Source organism: Streptococcus suis, assembly GCF_002960425.1.
GTDB lineage: Bacteria > Bacillota > Bacilli > Lactobacillales > Streptococcaceae > Streptococcus > Streptococcus suis_S.
The window spans coordinates 21,020-34,837 of the sequence record NZ_POIZ01000023.1 but is presented as its reverse complement, the minus strand read 5'-3'; the positions used below and the strand labels follow the sequence as shown (position 1 = coordinate 34,837).

General features: G+C 40.8%; 13 protein-coding genes. 5 read left to right on the top strand and 8 right to left on the bottom strand.

The window, feature by feature from the left end:
- Window positions 1-198: 198 nt before the first annotated feature.
- The 5 genes from C1G57_RS02040 to C1G57_RS02020 form a co-directional block, all read right to left on the bottom strand.
- On the bottom strand, window positions 199-1,455 hold the full coding sequence (locus C1G57_RS02040) for an ISL3 family transposase (protein WP_105113545.1): 1,257 nt from the start codon (window positions 1,453-1,455) through the stop codon (window positions 199-201).
- A 167-nt stretch (window positions 1,456-1,622) separates the two neighbouring features.
- Complete coding sequence (locus tag C1G57_RS02035) at window positions 1,623-3,341, bottom strand: phospho-sugar mutase (RefSeq protein ID WP_029185965.1); 1,719 nt, start codon at window positions 3,339-3,341, stop codon at window positions 1,623-1,625.
- An 89-nt stretch (window positions 3,342-3,430) separates the two neighbouring features.
- Window positions 3,431-4,000, bottom strand: a complete 570-nt coding sequence (locus tag C1G57_RS02030) for an ECF transporter S component (protein WP_105113544.1) — start codon at window positions 3,998-4,000, stop codon at window positions 3,431-3,433.
- Window positions 3,990-4,535 carry a phosphopantothenoylcysteine decarboxylase gene (gene coaC, locus C1G57_RS02025; protein WP_105113543.1) on the bottom strand — a complete coding sequence of 182 codons (546 nt, stop codon included), beginning with the start codon at window positions 4,533-4,535 and terminating at the stop codon, window positions 3,990-3,992. Before coaC ends, C1G57_RS02030 begins: the two co-directional genes overlap by 11 nt.
- Window positions 4,528-5,223, bottom strand: coding sequence for a phosphopantothenate--cysteine ligase (locus C1G57_RS02020; protein WP_161941088.1), 696 nt, complete (start codon window positions 5,221-5,223; stop codon window positions 4,528-4,530). The genes coaC and C1G57_RS02020 overlap by 8 nt, the downstream gene beginning before the upstream one ends.
- Window positions 5,224-5,458: 235 nt before the next feature.
- Here C1G57_RS02020 and C1G57_RS02015 point away from each other — a divergent pair, with 235 nt between their 5' ends.
- Window positions 5,459-7,129 carry a formate--tetrahydrofolate ligase gene (locus tag C1G57_RS02015; RefSeq protein ID WP_105113541.1) on the top strand — a complete coding sequence of 557 codons (1,671 nt, stop codon included), beginning with the start codon at window positions 5,459-5,461 and terminating at the stop codon, window positions 7,127-7,129.
- A 198-nt stretch (window positions 7,130-7,327) separates the two neighbouring features.
- Here C1G57_RS02015 and C1G57_RS02010 read toward each other — a convergent pair whose 3' ends face one another.
- Both C1G57_RS02010 and C1G57_RS02005 read right to left on the bottom strand, forming a co-directional pair.
- Window positions 7,328-8,236, bottom strand: a complete 909-nt coding sequence (locus C1G57_RS02010; protein ID WP_105113540.1) for a hypothetical protein — start codon at window positions 8,234-8,236, stop codon at window positions 7,328-7,330.
- Window positions 8,237-8,594: 358 nt separating this feature from the next.
- The gene (locus C1G57_RS02005) at window positions 8,595-9,404 is read right to left on the bottom strand and encodes a PrsW family glutamic-type intramembrane protease (RefSeq protein ID WP_105113539.1); all 810 of its coding nucleotides are present in this window, start codon (window positions 9,402-9,404) and stop codon (window positions 8,595-8,597) included.
- A gap of 183 nt (window positions 9,405-9,587) precedes the next feature.
- Here C1G57_RS02005 and C1G57_RS02000 point away from each other — a divergent pair, with 183 nt between their 5' ends.
- A complete protein-coding gene (locus C1G57_RS02000) occupies window positions 9,588-10,904 on the top strand; it encodes an FAD-containing oxidoreductase (RefSeq protein ID WP_105113538.1) in 1,317 nt (438 codons plus the stop codon).
- A gap of 100 nt (window positions 10,905-11,004) precedes the next feature.
- Here the strand turns inward: C1G57_RS02000 and ucpA are convergent, their stop codons facing one another.
- Window positions 11,005-11,796, bottom strand: coding sequence for an SDR family oxidoreductase UcpA (gene ucpA / locus C1G57_RS01995; RefSeq protein WP_105113537.1), 792 nt, complete (start codon window positions 11,794-11,796; stop codon window positions 11,005-11,007).
- Between the two features lie 243 nt (window positions 11,797-12,039).
- Between ucpA and C1G57_RS01990 the strand changes: the two genes are divergently transcribed.
- From C1G57_RS01990 to C1G57_RS01980, 3 genes are read left to right on the top strand one after another with little or no spacing between them, the layout of a single operon-like run.
- Complete coding sequence (locus tag C1G57_RS01990) at window positions 12,040-12,657, top strand: DUF5052 family protein (RefSeq protein WP_105113536.1); 618 nt, start codon at window positions 12,040-12,042, stop codon at window positions 12,655-12,657.
- On the top strand, window positions 12,658-13,167 hold the full coding sequence (locus C1G57_RS01985) for a GNAT family N-acetyltransferase (RefSeq protein WP_105113535.1): 510 nt from the start codon (window positions 12,658-12,660) through the stop codon (window positions 13,165-13,167).
- A complete protein-coding gene (locus C1G57_RS01980; protein ID WP_105113534.1) occupies window positions 13,157-13,810 on the top strand; it encodes a DNA alkylation repair protein in 654 nt (217 codons plus the stop codon). Before C1G57_RS01985 ends, C1G57_RS01980 begins: the two co-directional genes overlap by 11 nt.
- Window positions 13,811-13,818 lie beyond the last annotated feature (8 nt).

The window sequence follows — 13,818 nt, the reverse complement described above, 5'->3', positions numbered from 1 at the left end:
TTGTGTTATACTGTTTATACATTTTCATGCCTTTCTAGTTGTTTTGTCGTTATTATAATTATAAAGCATGAAATGGAAAACGAGCAACTCCTAATTGGAATTGCTCGTTTTTTATGTATGAGCGGCTAGTTTTTGCCCAGCCTCTCTTTATTCATCAAAAAAAGGGCTCTTTGTCAACTGTAGTGGGTAGATGAAAAGCTAACATCTAGAGAGGACGAAATTCGTTCTCTCTTTTTTTATGTTTAAGGCAATCAAAATTCGTTTCTTAAAGTTTTCAAAGTTCCTGAAACCAAAGGCATTTCTCTTAATGACTTTGATGAGGTTGTTGGTAGCTTCCAGTTTGGCGTTGGAATAAGGCAATTCCAGGGCATTCAAAACCTTTTCTTTATCCTTTAGAAATGTCTTAAATACCGTATGGAAAATAGGATCAATAGTGGCTAATTCCTGTTCGATGAGGTCAAAGAAATGGTCTGAGTTCTTCTTTTGGAAGTGGAATAAGAGAAGTTGATAGAGTTCATAGTGCTGTCGGAGTTCATCTGAGTAGGATAGGAGTTTTTCTAGAATTTCCTTGTTAGTCAAATGCATTCGAAACATAGGGCGATAAAATCGTTTATCGTTGATTTTACAGCTGTCTTGTTGTATCAATTTCCAGTAGTGTTTCAAGGCACGGTATTCCGGCGATTTTCTATCGAGTTGGTTCATAATTTGAATACGGATACGGTTCATAGCACGACTAAGGTGTTGCACGATATGAAAGCGATCCAGAACAATCTTGGCGTTTGGAAATAGTTGTCTAGCCAATTTGTAGTATGGACTAAACATATCCATGGTAATGACTTTGACCCGATTTCTAACCTTTCTAGGATAGCGCAGAAAGTGGTTTCGAATGGTTGCTTGAGTTCTTCCGTCCAGAATGGTTATGACATTCAGGGAGTTGAAATCTTGTGCGATAAAGCTCATCTTCCCCTTCTTGAAGGCATACTCGTCCCAGGACATGACTTCTGGAAGCTTGTTCCAATCCGTTTCAAATTTGAATTCATTTAGTTTTCGAATAACTGATGATGTTGAGATGGATAGCCTGTGTGCGATATGTGTCATTGCTTGATTTTCGATGAGTAATTGAGCGATTTTCTGGTTAACTGCGACAGCGATTTGATGGTGCTTCTTGACAAGAGGAGTTTCAGCGACAGCCATTTTCCCACATTCTTTGCACTTGAAACGACGTTTTCTGAGGCGGATAAGTAAGGGATAGCCAGCTGTTTCTAAGTAGGGGATTTTAGAGGCTTTCTGGAAATCGTATTTTGCCATTTGTCCCGTGCATTTTGGGCATTTAGGGGCTGTGTAATCCAAGTGACCGTGGAGTTCTAAGTGAGTTCCCAGGTCATATTCATTAGAGATAGTAATATTTTTGTCTTTAATTCTGAGAAAATTTGTGATAAGATTTAGTTGTTCCATATGAGTCTTTCTAATGAGTTGTTTAGTCGCTTTTCATTATAGGTCATATGGGACTTTTTTTCTATACTCAAAAAGGCTCCATAATCTCTACAGTGGTTTTACCCACTACAGAAATTATAGAGCCAAAAAAAGAGCCGCGGTGTGCGACTCTTTTTGATTTCCAATTCTTACCCAACAAATTCGTTGATTTCTTTTTCGATGTTGGCGATTTTTTCTTCTGCTTCAGCAAGGGTTTCACCAACCGTTGCAATGTAGAATTTGATTTTTGGTTCTGTTCCTGAAGGACGAACGGCAAACCAAGAATCATCTGCCAAGGTGTATTTCAAGACATCTGATGGAGGAGTAGTGAGTTTTTCAACGTTTCCATCTTTATCTGTTTTGGTTTGAAGGGCAAAGTCTTCAAAGACTGCGATGTCAGTTGCGTTGAATTGTGCTGGTGAGTTATCGCGGAACTTAGCCATTATTGCCTTGATTTGTTCTGCACCGTCTTTGCCAGAAAGGGTAACAGAGATTGTTTTCTCAGCAAAGTAGCCGTATTCTTTGAAGATTTCATCGATACCGTCAGCCAAGGTCATGCCACGTGAACGGTAGTAGGCAGCAATTTCAGCAACCATAAGCACAGCCTGGATAGCATCCTTGTCACGCACGAATGGTTTGATGAGGTAGCCGAAGCTTTCTTCAAAACCAAACATGTAAGTATGGTTGTGTTTTTCTTCGAACTCTTGGATTTTCTCAGCGATGAATTTGAAACCAGTCAAGACATTGAACATGGTAGCGCCGTAGCTTTCAGCAATCTTAGTTACCAACTCAGTGGATACGATTGACTTAGCAAGGGCAGCGTTTGCAGGAAGTGTACCTGCTTGCTTGTGGGCTTCAAGGATGTACTTAGCAATGATAGCACCGATTTGGTTACCAGAGAGGTTCCAGTAAGAACCGTCTGCTTGACGAACTTCAACACCAACACGGTCAGCATCTGGGTCAGTTGCAAGAAGAACATCTGCACCGACTTCACGGCCCAATTCTTCCGCAAGGGCAAAAGCAGCTTGGCTTTCTGGGTTTGGTGAAGCGACAGTAGAGAAGTCAGGGTCAGCAGTTGCCTGTGCTTCCACAACTTGAACAGACTCAAAGCCAGCCTGTGCAAGGGCACGACGAGCCAACATTTCACCCGTACCATGAAGTGGTGTGTAGACAATCTTCATGTCTTTACCGTATTCCGCAATCAGTTCAGGGTTGATGTTGAGGTCTTTGAGTTCTTCAAGATACTTAACATCAGTTTCTTCGCCAAGAACTGTAATCAAGCCATTTTCCTTACTTGCTTCAAGGTCAGCCAATTCAACTGCAAATGGATTGTCAATGGCGCGGATGAAGTTGGTCAATGCATCTGCATCAGCTGGTGGCATTTGTCCGCCGTCTTCACCGTAAACCTTGTAGCCGTTAAATTCTTTAGGGTTGTGGCTGGCAGTCACCATGATACCTGCGATGGCATTGTAATGACGAACTGCAAATGACAACTCAGGAGTTGGACGAAGGCTTTCAAATACATAGGATTTGATGCCATGCGCTGCCAAAACTTGAGCTGATTCAAAGGCAAATTCTGGAGAGAAGTGACGTGAGTCGTAAGCGATGGCAACACCACGTTTTTTAGCTTCTTCACCCTTTGATTCTACCAATTTTGCCAAACCTTCTGTAGCTTGACGAACGACGAATACGTTGATACGGTTAGTACCCGCACCAATATAACCACGCATTCCCGCTGTACCAAATTCAAGGTTTGTATAGAAGGCATCTTCTTTGGTTTTTTCATCCATTGCGACTAATTCTTCACGCAAGTAATCTGGAAGGTCCGCAAAGTCGAGCCATGTCTGATAGTTTTCTTGATAAGTCATCGCATATCTCCTTAAAATTTTTCTATTAAACGCTTTCATTATACCATTTTCAAAAAAAAAAATCACGCTTTCACATGATTTTCTGATATTTATTTTCGAACTTTCTGCAAAACAGGAACAATGGTAAGGGTTAGAATGGTTGCAATGACCATTTCAGCGATAGAATTGACAGAGACGATGGCTGCCAAAACAGCTTGAATATCTCCTTTGAAGACTCCACCGAAGAAGAAGAAAATTCCGGAAAGAACGAAGATGGTGTTGGTGAGCGTACCGGTTAAACCAGCGAGTGCAAGACCTGCTTTATTTTGCAGTAATTTATAGATAAAGTATGGAGTCACGCCAATCAAAATCCGTGGTACAAGAGCGATGATGACAGAATAGATATTTCCATTCTCAACAAAGGGAGAGAAAACATAGCTCAAGGGTGAAAGGATTATGCTATTACGGATGATACTCATTATCCCCATAAATCCACCCAACTGGGCACCAATCCGAGGACCATAAATAATGCTGGCAATGATAACAGGAATGTGGGTAATGGTTGGTTTGACAGGGAGGACAAAGGCAGCAAAGATAGCCTGACTGATGGTTTCAATCACGACCATAACAGCAATAAAAATAGCTAGGGTTGCGACTTGGTTGGCTTTGTTAGTTTTCATTAAAAATAGAACTCACTTTCTCTAATATAATCTCAATTTCAGCAAGGGCACCTGTTCCAAAATCGCCACAGGCTAGTAGAGCTTCGCGTGGTTTGATTTCCTCAAAGCCGTATTCTGCCAAGGTTTGAAGATTTTTCTGTGTAGCAGGATTTAGGTACATATTGGTATTCATGGCAGGGGCAACTAGTTTTTTGGTCCCAAGAGGTAGAGCCAGAGCTGTTGCGGTAACCATATTATCTGCAAAACCATGTGCCAATTTCGCGATGGTATTGGCAGAAGCAGGTGCCACGATGAAGAGGTCTGTCGCCTTGGCAATATCGATATGCTTGATAGAGCTAGGATTTTCTTCTAACATGACATCTGTGTGGACTAGATTTTTGGACAATGATTGGAAGGTCAAGGGTGTGATAAAGTCCATAGCAGAGCGGCTCATGAGGACAGTCACCTGATGACCCAGTTTTGTCAATTGACTGGTCAAGTCTGCTGCCTTATAGGCAGAAATGGAGCCTGTAACGGCAAGAGTAATATTAGCCATTTGTTTCTCCTTTTTCCAAGGTTTTCAAAATCAGCTGAGCAATTTCTTCTTTTGTAGTCGCTTGAACTTCAGAAGTCTTGTCTACCAAATAGGCGATATGTTGATTGCCCTTGATGTCTATCAAGTCATTGGCCACAATATAGTCTGCACCATTGCGTTCAATACTTTGGCGGGCAACTGCAAATAGTTCTTCCTTTGGAACATCTACTAAGAGCTTGAAGCCGATTAGTTGGATAGCTGAATTCCATTTCTTGACATAGGAAATGACCTTGGGTGTTTTCTTGAGGAAAAGGACCTGATAGTCATCTTTGGAAGAAATTTTGCTTTCAGCATTTTTCTTATCTAATAAGCTAGAGATATCTTCGGTTGTTTCAACTTCCTCCAAGCCAGTCATATAAACAGGTGTATAATCTGATACCGCCATGCTATGAATGAGGGCGTGGTGGGACTTAACCAGAGGTTCTAAAGTCGATTTTAAACTCTCAACATTTGTGATTTCAATAATGGTTAAATTCTTTTGTGGCAGTGGTTTAAGAGCCTGTTTTGTTGTAACCAGTGTCACTTCATGTCCACCTTTCAGAGCCTGTTCAGCAATGATTTTTCCGAGATTGCCAGAGGCATGATTGGTAATGGCACGGACTTGGTCGATGGCTTCACTTGTTCCACCTGATGTAATCAATAGTTTCATGTACATATTTTACTAGAATTTCCATTTTTCGTAAAGTTTCTGAGAAGGGATTTTCACAAAGTTTTACTCAATACGATTATCAGTAGTCTTTCTAGACTGATTTTTCGAACACCTTCCAAGAAAAATAAGGAATAATCGTTAAAAACCGTACATTTTCTGTAAATTGATGAAAATGATGCGAAAATTGATTTTTGTATGGTATAATGTTTGTGAAAATTAAGGAAGAGGAGCTCTCATGAAAACAGATATTGAAATTGCACAAAGTGTGACCTTGAAACCTATCACAGAAATCGTTGAAAAAGTTGGTATCAGCTTTGATGATATTGAACTTTATGGAAAATACAAGGCAAAATTATCTTTTGATAAGATCAATGCGGTGAAAGACAATGAACCAGGTAAGTTGATTTTAGTAACAGCTATCAACCCAACACCTGCTGGTGAAGGTAAGTCAACTATTACCATCGGTTTGGCTGATGCACTATCAAAGATTGGCAAGAAAACCATGATTGCCCTCCGCGAGCCATCTTTGGGTCCTGTTATGGGTATCAAGGGCGGAGCTGCAGGTGGTGGCTATGCTCAGGTCTTGCCAATGGAAGACATCAATTTGCATTTTACAGGCGACATGCATGCCATTACCACGGCAAACAATGCTCTTTCAGCCTTGATTGATAACCATATCCACCAAGGAAATGCAGTCGGTATTGACCAACGCCGTATCATTTGGAAACGGGTGGTGGACCTCAACGACCGTGCTTTGCGTAAAGTAACTGTTGGCTTGGGTGGTCCGCTCAATGGTATTCCTCGTGAAGATGGTTTTGATATTACCGTTGCTTCTGAAATCATGGCGATTTTGTGTTTGGCGACAGACATCAATGACTTGAAAGAACGATTGGCCAATATCGTGATCGGTTATCGTTTCGATCGCAGTCCTGTCTACGTGCGTGATTTGGCGGTGGAAGGTGCTTTGACCCTCATTTTGAAGGATGCTATCAAACCAAACCTTGTCCAAACTATCTATGGCACGCCAGCTTTTGTCCATGGCGGTCCATTTGCTAACATCGCTCATGGCTGTAACTCAGTCCTGGCAACCACAACCGCTCTGCGATTGGCCGACTATACCGTCACAGAAGCAGGCTTTGGTGCTGACCTTGGAGCAGAGAAATTCCTTGATATCAAGGTACCGAACCTGCCAAAAGCACCCGATGCAGTGGTCATTGTCGCAACACTTCGTGCCCTTAAGATGCATGGTGGTGTAGCTAAGACAGAATTGTCAACTGAAAATGTAGAGGCAGTGAAAGCTGGTTTTGCCAACCTCAAACGTCATGTGGAAAATATCCAGAAGTATGGTATTCCAGCAGTCGTTGCTATTAACGAATTCGTCTCAGATACAGCTGATGAAATCGCTGCTTTGAAAGAACTTTGCGCTGAAATTGGTGTACCTGTTGAGTTGGCGAGCGTTTGGGCAAATGGCGCTGATGGTGGTGTTGAGCTAGCTGAAACAGTTGTTGCCACCATTGAAAATCAAGCGGCCAACTACCAACGTCTTTACAAGGCTGAGGATAGCTTGGAAGAGAAAGTGACTAAGATTGTTACGCAAATCTACGGTGGTACTGGTGTCGTTTTCGAGAAAAAAGCCCGTAATCAATTGACTGAATTTGCTAAGAATGGTTGGGATAAATTGCCAGTCTGCATGGCTAAAACCCAGTACAGCTTCTCTGATGATCAGTTTGCGCTGGGGGCACCGACTGACTTTGACATTACAGTCCGTGAATTTGTGCCAAAATTAGGTGCAGGCTTTATCGTTGCCTTAACAGGTGATGTCATGACTATGCCAGGACTTCCAAAAAAACCTGCTGCCCTCAATATGGACGTGGCAGAAGATGGTACAGCAGTTGGGTTGTTCTAGATAGAACAATAGAAGTTTATAAAATAGGATTGCCGGCAAGAAAAAAGCATAGACTCATTTTATTTAGGTAAAATGAGTCTATGCTTTTCTGTTTATGTGAGTTTAGACGCTCTTTATTTAGAGAAATAGTCTGACTATTTGTAGAATGTGTCTCCTCAGTAATTTTTATAATTCTTGAAATGAATGTTCCATCTCCACCTAATAAGCATACCAAGCGACACCTTCATAGATCCAACCTCTTTCTTGAAGTACTCTGACTTCATTTTTATCCAAGGTATAGTGATGGGAACCACTGACTAATCCTGGATGAAACAAACGATGCACTTCTTTGTTTCCATTTGAATACCATCCGATACCTTCTTGTTTCCAACCAAATCGACTTGTTAAAACGTTTACCTCATGTTTATCCAAGGTATAGTGATGGTCTTTGAGAATGGGATTATAGAGACGATAAACAGGTTTGTCATTTGAAGTAGCATTTATGAAATGCCAAGCAATTCCTTCATCATTTCCCCATCCAATTTTTACCAGATAATCTTTTTCATGCTCATCTGAGGTATAAAAATGCTCGTGGTTAACTGGATTATATAGTCTATACATAGGAATTGGAGTGTCTAATTGGTGGGGTTCATTTGTTTCGAGGACGGTTACAGTGAAGGTCGTCTTTTCTGGGGAAGATTGTTGATGTGAAGAAACGGGAGTCTGTCCTAAATAAACACCAGGAAAATAAGTCCAATTTTTTTGTGATAATTCATTTAAAAAACTTTGTTTTTTATCTGGTTGTGCTGGAAGGACGGTAACGGATGTTATTCCAGCTTTAAGTGCTTTCCAATCTCCTTTTTCTCCTATTGATAGCACAGAAGCATCCTCTACCTCAAAATCAAGACTGAATTCTAAGTCGTAGTAACTATCCGAGAGGCTACGGCGTATTTGTCCAAAATCGCCCACTCTAACTTCTGTTGGTAGGGTTAGATTGTCCAACTCAACTTTCTGACTATGGTCTGCTATATAAGAGTTACTTTCTGCTGCATTAAGGGGTGAACCTCTCCAAAATAGTAATAATAATCCTAGAGTCAATGCAATCATAAAAATAGTTTTGTTTTTCATCTTGTTTCCCTTCTATTAACGAACCACAGTCCAATTGACATGTTTTATTTTTCAACTTCTAATAGTAAATCTTCCTAACTTATTTTTATCACTTTAATTATACAAGAGTAAAATCAAGATGTCAATATACCATATATTTTTGATGAAAAAGTAGGATGTGAGAGAACTTTTTAATCATACTTCTCGGTATTTACAAACCTTTCTAAAACGAATTTAAAAAGTTAAGATAAAGCTAGGATAAAGGAACTGGTGAGGTGGGTTGGAAAGTCAGGATAGCATAAAGATGATTAGATAAAAAAACATAGAATCACAATTAGTAAAGGTGATTTTATGCTTATCATTTAGTCTCTTTGTTAGTTTATTCTGCAAATGTATCAACAGTTCGAAAGGCAAGAAGTCCCAGCAAGACACTAGCCATTGGGAGTAGGGTTGTCAACATACCAGTGTGTAATGGAGAATTGAAGAAGAAGTGCAGACTGATACTTGCCGCAATCCAAAATAGACCTTGAACTATTGACATGGCTTTTTGTTTGGTAAAAAGTGCCACCATGCCAATAGCAAAGAGCATGGTAAATACCCAGTGGGTCCAACCAGCCTGTCCAACACGACCGATAATGGTCTCAAACCCATCCAGTTTACCAATAAACATATCACGAAAAGTGAACATGATATCTTCAACGATTTGGAAACTAAGACCAGCGATGATACCACTGACCAAGGCATGTTTGATCGTCATTTTTTTTGCAATTAGTAAAACTAAGACAACAACCAGAGCCTTGCCAAACTCTTCTGCAAACGGGGCAGAAACAGCAGCCCCCCAGTCATAACGAAAATCATCACTGACCTTAACAATCTCTAGCAAAAAGTAGCCAATAGCTGTGTGTCCATAGTCTGAAAAAGCCACTCCGGCAGTCAGTCCCAAAATCCAACTTAAATGACTGACTTTTTTGGAAATAGCATAGCGGTTTTCCAAGTAGCGGATAAAATAGACCAGAGGAATGATATAAAGGGTAGCAACAGAGATAGTTAGTAAAAACAAGGGATACTTGGCTTCCATGCCATTTGGTTTGGCCAATTCTTCAAAGATAATCTGACAGCCTCTTACAAAGCCAAAGCTGGCTAAAAGAATGGGGAAATAGGTTTTACAATAGTGTAATATTTTTCGCATTGAAAACTCCTTTGTGTTAATTGATTAGTGTATGGATACATTGTAGCAAAAGTTATGCCATCTTGTCTAATTTTTATCTATTTTTTTACTAAAGTGAGCCAAAATTCCATGGCCGTAGCAGAATTGTGCCAAAAATTTTCTTTTTTGATAGACTAGGGTTGAAAACATTAAAAGGAGTATCTTATGGAACAATTTGATTTGTTAGTTATCGGTTTTGGTAAGGCTGGAAAGACCTTAGCAGGAAAGCTTTCTGCAGCTGGTAAAAAGGTTGCCTTGGTTGAGGAAAATCCTGCTATGTTCGGTGGGACTTGTATCAATATCGGCTGTATTCCAACCAAGACCCTCTTGGTAGCAGCGGATAAAAACTGGACCTTTGAGCAGGTCATGGAGCAAAAAGAAACCATCACCACTCGTCTTCGCAACAAAAACGAAGCAGTCTTGAAAGGCAGTGGAGCTCATCTCTATCAAGGTCACGCGCGTTTTGTGGCTGACAAGGTTGTGGAGGTAGTTGCTGGAGAAGAAAGCCTTGAGTTAACTGCTGAAACTGTTATCATTAACACAGGTGCTAAGTCGCGTGTTCTTCCAATTCCTGGCTTGTTGGATACGCCACACGTTTACGACAGTACTGGCATTCAGAATTTGGAGGTTTGTCCTGACAAGTTGGCAATTATCGGTGGTGGTAACATTGGCCTTGAATTTGCTGGACTTTACAGCAAACTCGGTAGTCAGGTGACAGTATATGAAGCCAGCTCTGCTATTTTACCGAGAGAAGAAGAAGTGGTTGCCAAGCTAGCCAAGGAGTATATGGAAGAAGCAGGCGTGACCTTTGTCTTGGGTGCGAAAATCGAGCAAGTAGCAGCTGCAGGAGAGCAAGTTGCCGTGACTGTCAATGGTGAAACAGCTAACTTTGATGCTGTCCTCTATGCGACAGGTCGTGTGCCAAACACTGCTGACTTGGGCTTGGAACATACAGCGATTGAGCTTTTGGAAAATGGTGCCGTTAAGGTGGATGACTACTGCGAAACGACTGTTCCAGGTGTCTATGCAGTGGGCGATGTCAATGGCGGACCACAATTCACTTACACATCTCTAGACGACTTCCGTATCGTCTTCGGTAAATTGACTGGAACTGGAACTTACAGCTTGAGCCAACGTAAGTCTATTCCAACCAGCGTCTTTATCACGCCTGTGCTTTCTCGTGTCGGTCTGACCGAGAAGGAAGCCAAGGCAGCAGGTTACGACTACATTGCCAATGAATTGCCTGTTGCCAATATGCCACGTGCCCATGTCAATAATGACCTCAAAGGCATTTTCAAGGTTATCGTGGATAAGGAAAGTAAGCTTGTTCTGGGGGCGACTCTCTTTGGTCGCAATTCAGAGGAGCTGATTAACTTGATTGCTATGGCCATTGATAATAAAATCCCTTATACCTACTTCAAAACTCAAATCTTCACCCATCCGACTATGGCTGAGAATTTGAATGATGTCTTCAATTTTTAATGGTGTAATGACCGTCCAATAGGGCGGTTTTTTATAGCATAAAAGGAGAATACCTTGATGATGGTTCATCTTGCTATTCTCCTTTTAATTACATTGTGCGTTAGACTCCCATATCAACAGTCTCTGGCAGAGTAGCTCCTCCATCAATGACAATTTGAGCCCCTGTTATATAACTACTTTCATCGCTTCCAAGAAAAGCAAATAATTCTCCAACTTCTTTAGGGTCAGCTAATCGTTTCATTGGAATTGCTTTTGCAATTCCCTCGATGATTTGCTCAGGGTTTTCAGGATTAGACTCTAAAGCCATTTGTTCTACCATTGGTGTACGTGCGTATCCTAATTGTGTACAGTTCACACGAATATTTTTTTGAGCATATTCAACCGCTAAGCATTTAGTTAAACCTACTGTTGCAGCCTTTGTCATGGCATAAGCTGCTTCTCCAGGATCTGCCACAATATCTCCTGTGACAGAAGAAGCAATGACAATACTACCTCCGTTTCCTTTTAGCATTTCCTTAATGGCGACTTGGCAAGTATTCCAGACACCCTTGATATTTACATCGATATGGAAATCTCTCATTTCTTCTGTAAATTCTTCAAATGGAGCCAATCGACAGACTCCAGCATTGCAACAGGCTATATGTAGAGAACCAAATGTAGCAATCGTTTTATTTACAGCCTCTTGTAATTGTGTTATTTCACGAACATCAGCTATATGTGTAATGATGTCTGCATGATACTTTTCTCGCAATTCTTGTGCCGTTGTCTCAACGGCTTCATCTCTATCTATCATACAGATTTGAGCCCCATTTTTTACGTAGACTTCAGCAATTCCTTTACCAAGACCAAATGCAGCACCAGTAATCAGCGCAACTTTTCCAAGTAACTTCATAAGCGTTCCTCCTTGTTAATATATCAAATAAAATGTAACCCTTTTCAAACAAAAAGTCAAATGATTATATAGTAATTTTGAAATGAATTTATTGATATTTATTTTATTTTTCCTATTTCTTTTACAGAATAGGTTATATAAGATTACCATGCTATTTTTGGGGTTCTAAACTGCAATCTGCTGGTCATTTTGGTATTTTTTGTATACATGGTACAATAAGGTATCAACTATTGGAGGTTTTATATGAAATGGAATAAAAAGTTAGCCCTCAGTGCAGTTTTAGTAACTAGCCTAGTCACCTTGTCTGCCTGTCAATCAATTTCAAATTGGTGGAAAAATACCAAGGAAGAATGGATTGGCCTGGAGATGACGGTACGGACATACGATGAAAATTCTCAATTGATAGATGAAATGTCTGGTAAGTCCCTATCGATTTCGCGGAATCAGGAATTTGACTCGGTGGATGCCGAAGGCTATTCCAATGCGGATTCGTCTGTCTTGAAGGTGACACTTGGGAATTACGAAATTGACCACGTGGGCTCATCTTTGATTGCAGCAGAAGAAGGTTTGGAAGACTTGTATGCGAAATATCAAACCACAGTAGATATTGCAAATTACGATCGTGCAATTCCGCTTGTTAACCGTATGGTATCTAGTCTCAAAAATGATTTTACAGGTAAGGCAAAGGTGGTTTTGATTCGTTCGCAAAACGGAACCCCGCTTGCTACTTATGTAGGTGATAAAGTGTCTCTTTATGCATCTGATGCACCTAAGACTTCTGAACTCTTGATTGATGGTAAACGGTTGATTATCTATCGTTGTGACTATACCATTTATGATAGAGAATTATTGGAGAACTAAATGATAGACATTCGTTCCGCAAGGATAGAGGATGCTGCAGACCTTGTGGCAATTTATGCTCCTTATGTAGAAAAGACTGCTATTACCTTTGAAACAGAAGTGCCGACTGTCGAAGCCTTTGTAAGTCGAATTGAAAAGACCTTGGAGAAGTTTCCCTATCTGGTCGCAGTTGAAGAGGGAGCTCTTGTAGGTTATGCCTATGCTTCAAGCTACTATGCCCGTGCGGCTTACGATTGGACGGTGGAATTATCTGTATATATTAGGCAAGAAGCACGTGGAAAAGGAATCGGTTCCTTGCTCTATGATGCCTTGGAAGAGGACTTGACAGCGCGTGGTTTTAAAAACTTCTTAGCCTGTATCGCCCTACCAAACCCAGCCTCTATAGCACTCCATGAGAAGAGGGGCTATGAACAGGTAGCTCATTTCAAAAAAGTTGGTTATAAATTTGATACATGGCATGATATTGTCTGGCTTCAAAAATCTCTTGTAGGTAAGCAAAATGAAGATTGAAGAATTAGAAAAACGTTTGTTGGCGGTAGCGGATGCCAGTCATGCCCAGCCTATGAAAGCCTATATGAAGAATCATTTTGAATTTCTAGGCATTCGAACACCTGACCGTCGAAAAGTTGCAAGGCAATTCTTCAAAGATCTTAAGGCTTCGGGAATTGATTGGAACTTTGTAGAGGCTTGCTGGGCCAAAAACTACCGTGAATTTCAATATGTTGCCATTGATTATCTGGTCACCAAGAAAAAAGAGCTGGTTTTAGCTGATTTACCCCGTTTGAAAAAACTGGCTCAAAGCAAATCTTGGTGGGATAGTATCGACGGCTTGGACAAGTTAGTTGGTAAAATTGTGTTGGACAATCCAGAGGCCAAGCAGACCATTTTGGAATGGAGTGTGGATGATGATTTCTGGTTGAGACGGATTGCCATTGACCACCAACTCTTGCAGAAAGAAAAGACAGATACAGAGTTACTAGAGAAAATCCTGGTCAACAATCTCAATCAGACAGAATTTTTCATCAACAAGGCGATTGGCTGGAGTTTACGGGATTATTCTAAGACCAATCCTGACTGGGTGCGGGCTTTTCTTGACAAATACAGTTCTCAAATGGCAGGCTTGTCCATCCGTGAGGCTAGTAAGTACATCTAGGAGGAGCC

Coding starts and splice junctions, on each gene's coding strand:
- C1G57_RS02015 (WP_105113541.1), top strand. CDS start 5,459: ATGAAAACAGATATTGAAATTGCACAAAGTGTGACCTTGAAACCTATC.
- ucpA (WP_105113537.1), bottom strand. CDS start 11,796: ATGAAGTTACTTGGAAAAGTTGCGCTGATTACTGGTGCTGCATTTGGT.
- C1G57_RS01985 (WP_105113535.1), top strand. CDS start 12,658: ATGATAGACATTCGTTCCGCAAGGATAGAGGATGCTGCAGACCTTGTG.
- C1G57_RS01980 (WP_105113534.1), top strand. CDS start 13,157: ATGAAGATTGAAGAATTAGAAAAACGTTTGTTGGCGGTAGCGGATGCC.
- coaC (WP_105113543.1), bottom strand. CDS start 4,535: ATGGCTAATATTACTCTTGCCGTTACAGGCTCCATTTCTGCCTATAAG.
- C1G57_RS01990 (WP_105113536.1), top strand. CDS start 12,040: ATGAAATGGAATAAAAAGTTAGCCCTCAGTGCAGTTTTAGTAACTAGC.
- C1G57_RS02010 (WP_105113540.1), bottom strand. CDS start 8,236: ATGAAAAACAAAACTATTTTTATGATTGCATTGACTCTAGGATTATTA.
- C1G57_RS02030 (WP_105113544.1), bottom strand. CDS start 4,000: ATGAAAACTAACAAAGCCAACCAAGTCGCAACCCTAGCTATTTTTATT.
- C1G57_RS02040 (WP_105113545.1), bottom strand. CDS start 1,455: ATGGAACAACTAAATCTTATCACAAATTTTCTCAGAATTAAAGACAAA.
- C1G57_RS02000 (WP_105113538.1), top strand. CDS start 9,588: ATGGAACAATTTGATTTGTTAGTTATCGGTTTTGGTAAGGCTGGAAAG.
- C1G57_RS02005 (WP_105113539.1), bottom strand. CDS start 9,404: ATGCGAAAAATATTACACTATTGTAAAACCTATTTCCCCATTCTTTTA.
- C1G57_RS02020 (WP_161941088.1), bottom strand. CDS start 5,223: ATGAAACTATTGATTACATCAGGTGGAACAAGTGAAGCCATCGACCAA.
- C1G57_RS02035 (WP_029185965.1), bottom strand. CDS start 3,341: ATGACTTATCAAGAAAACTATCAGACATGGCTCGACTTTGCGGACCTT.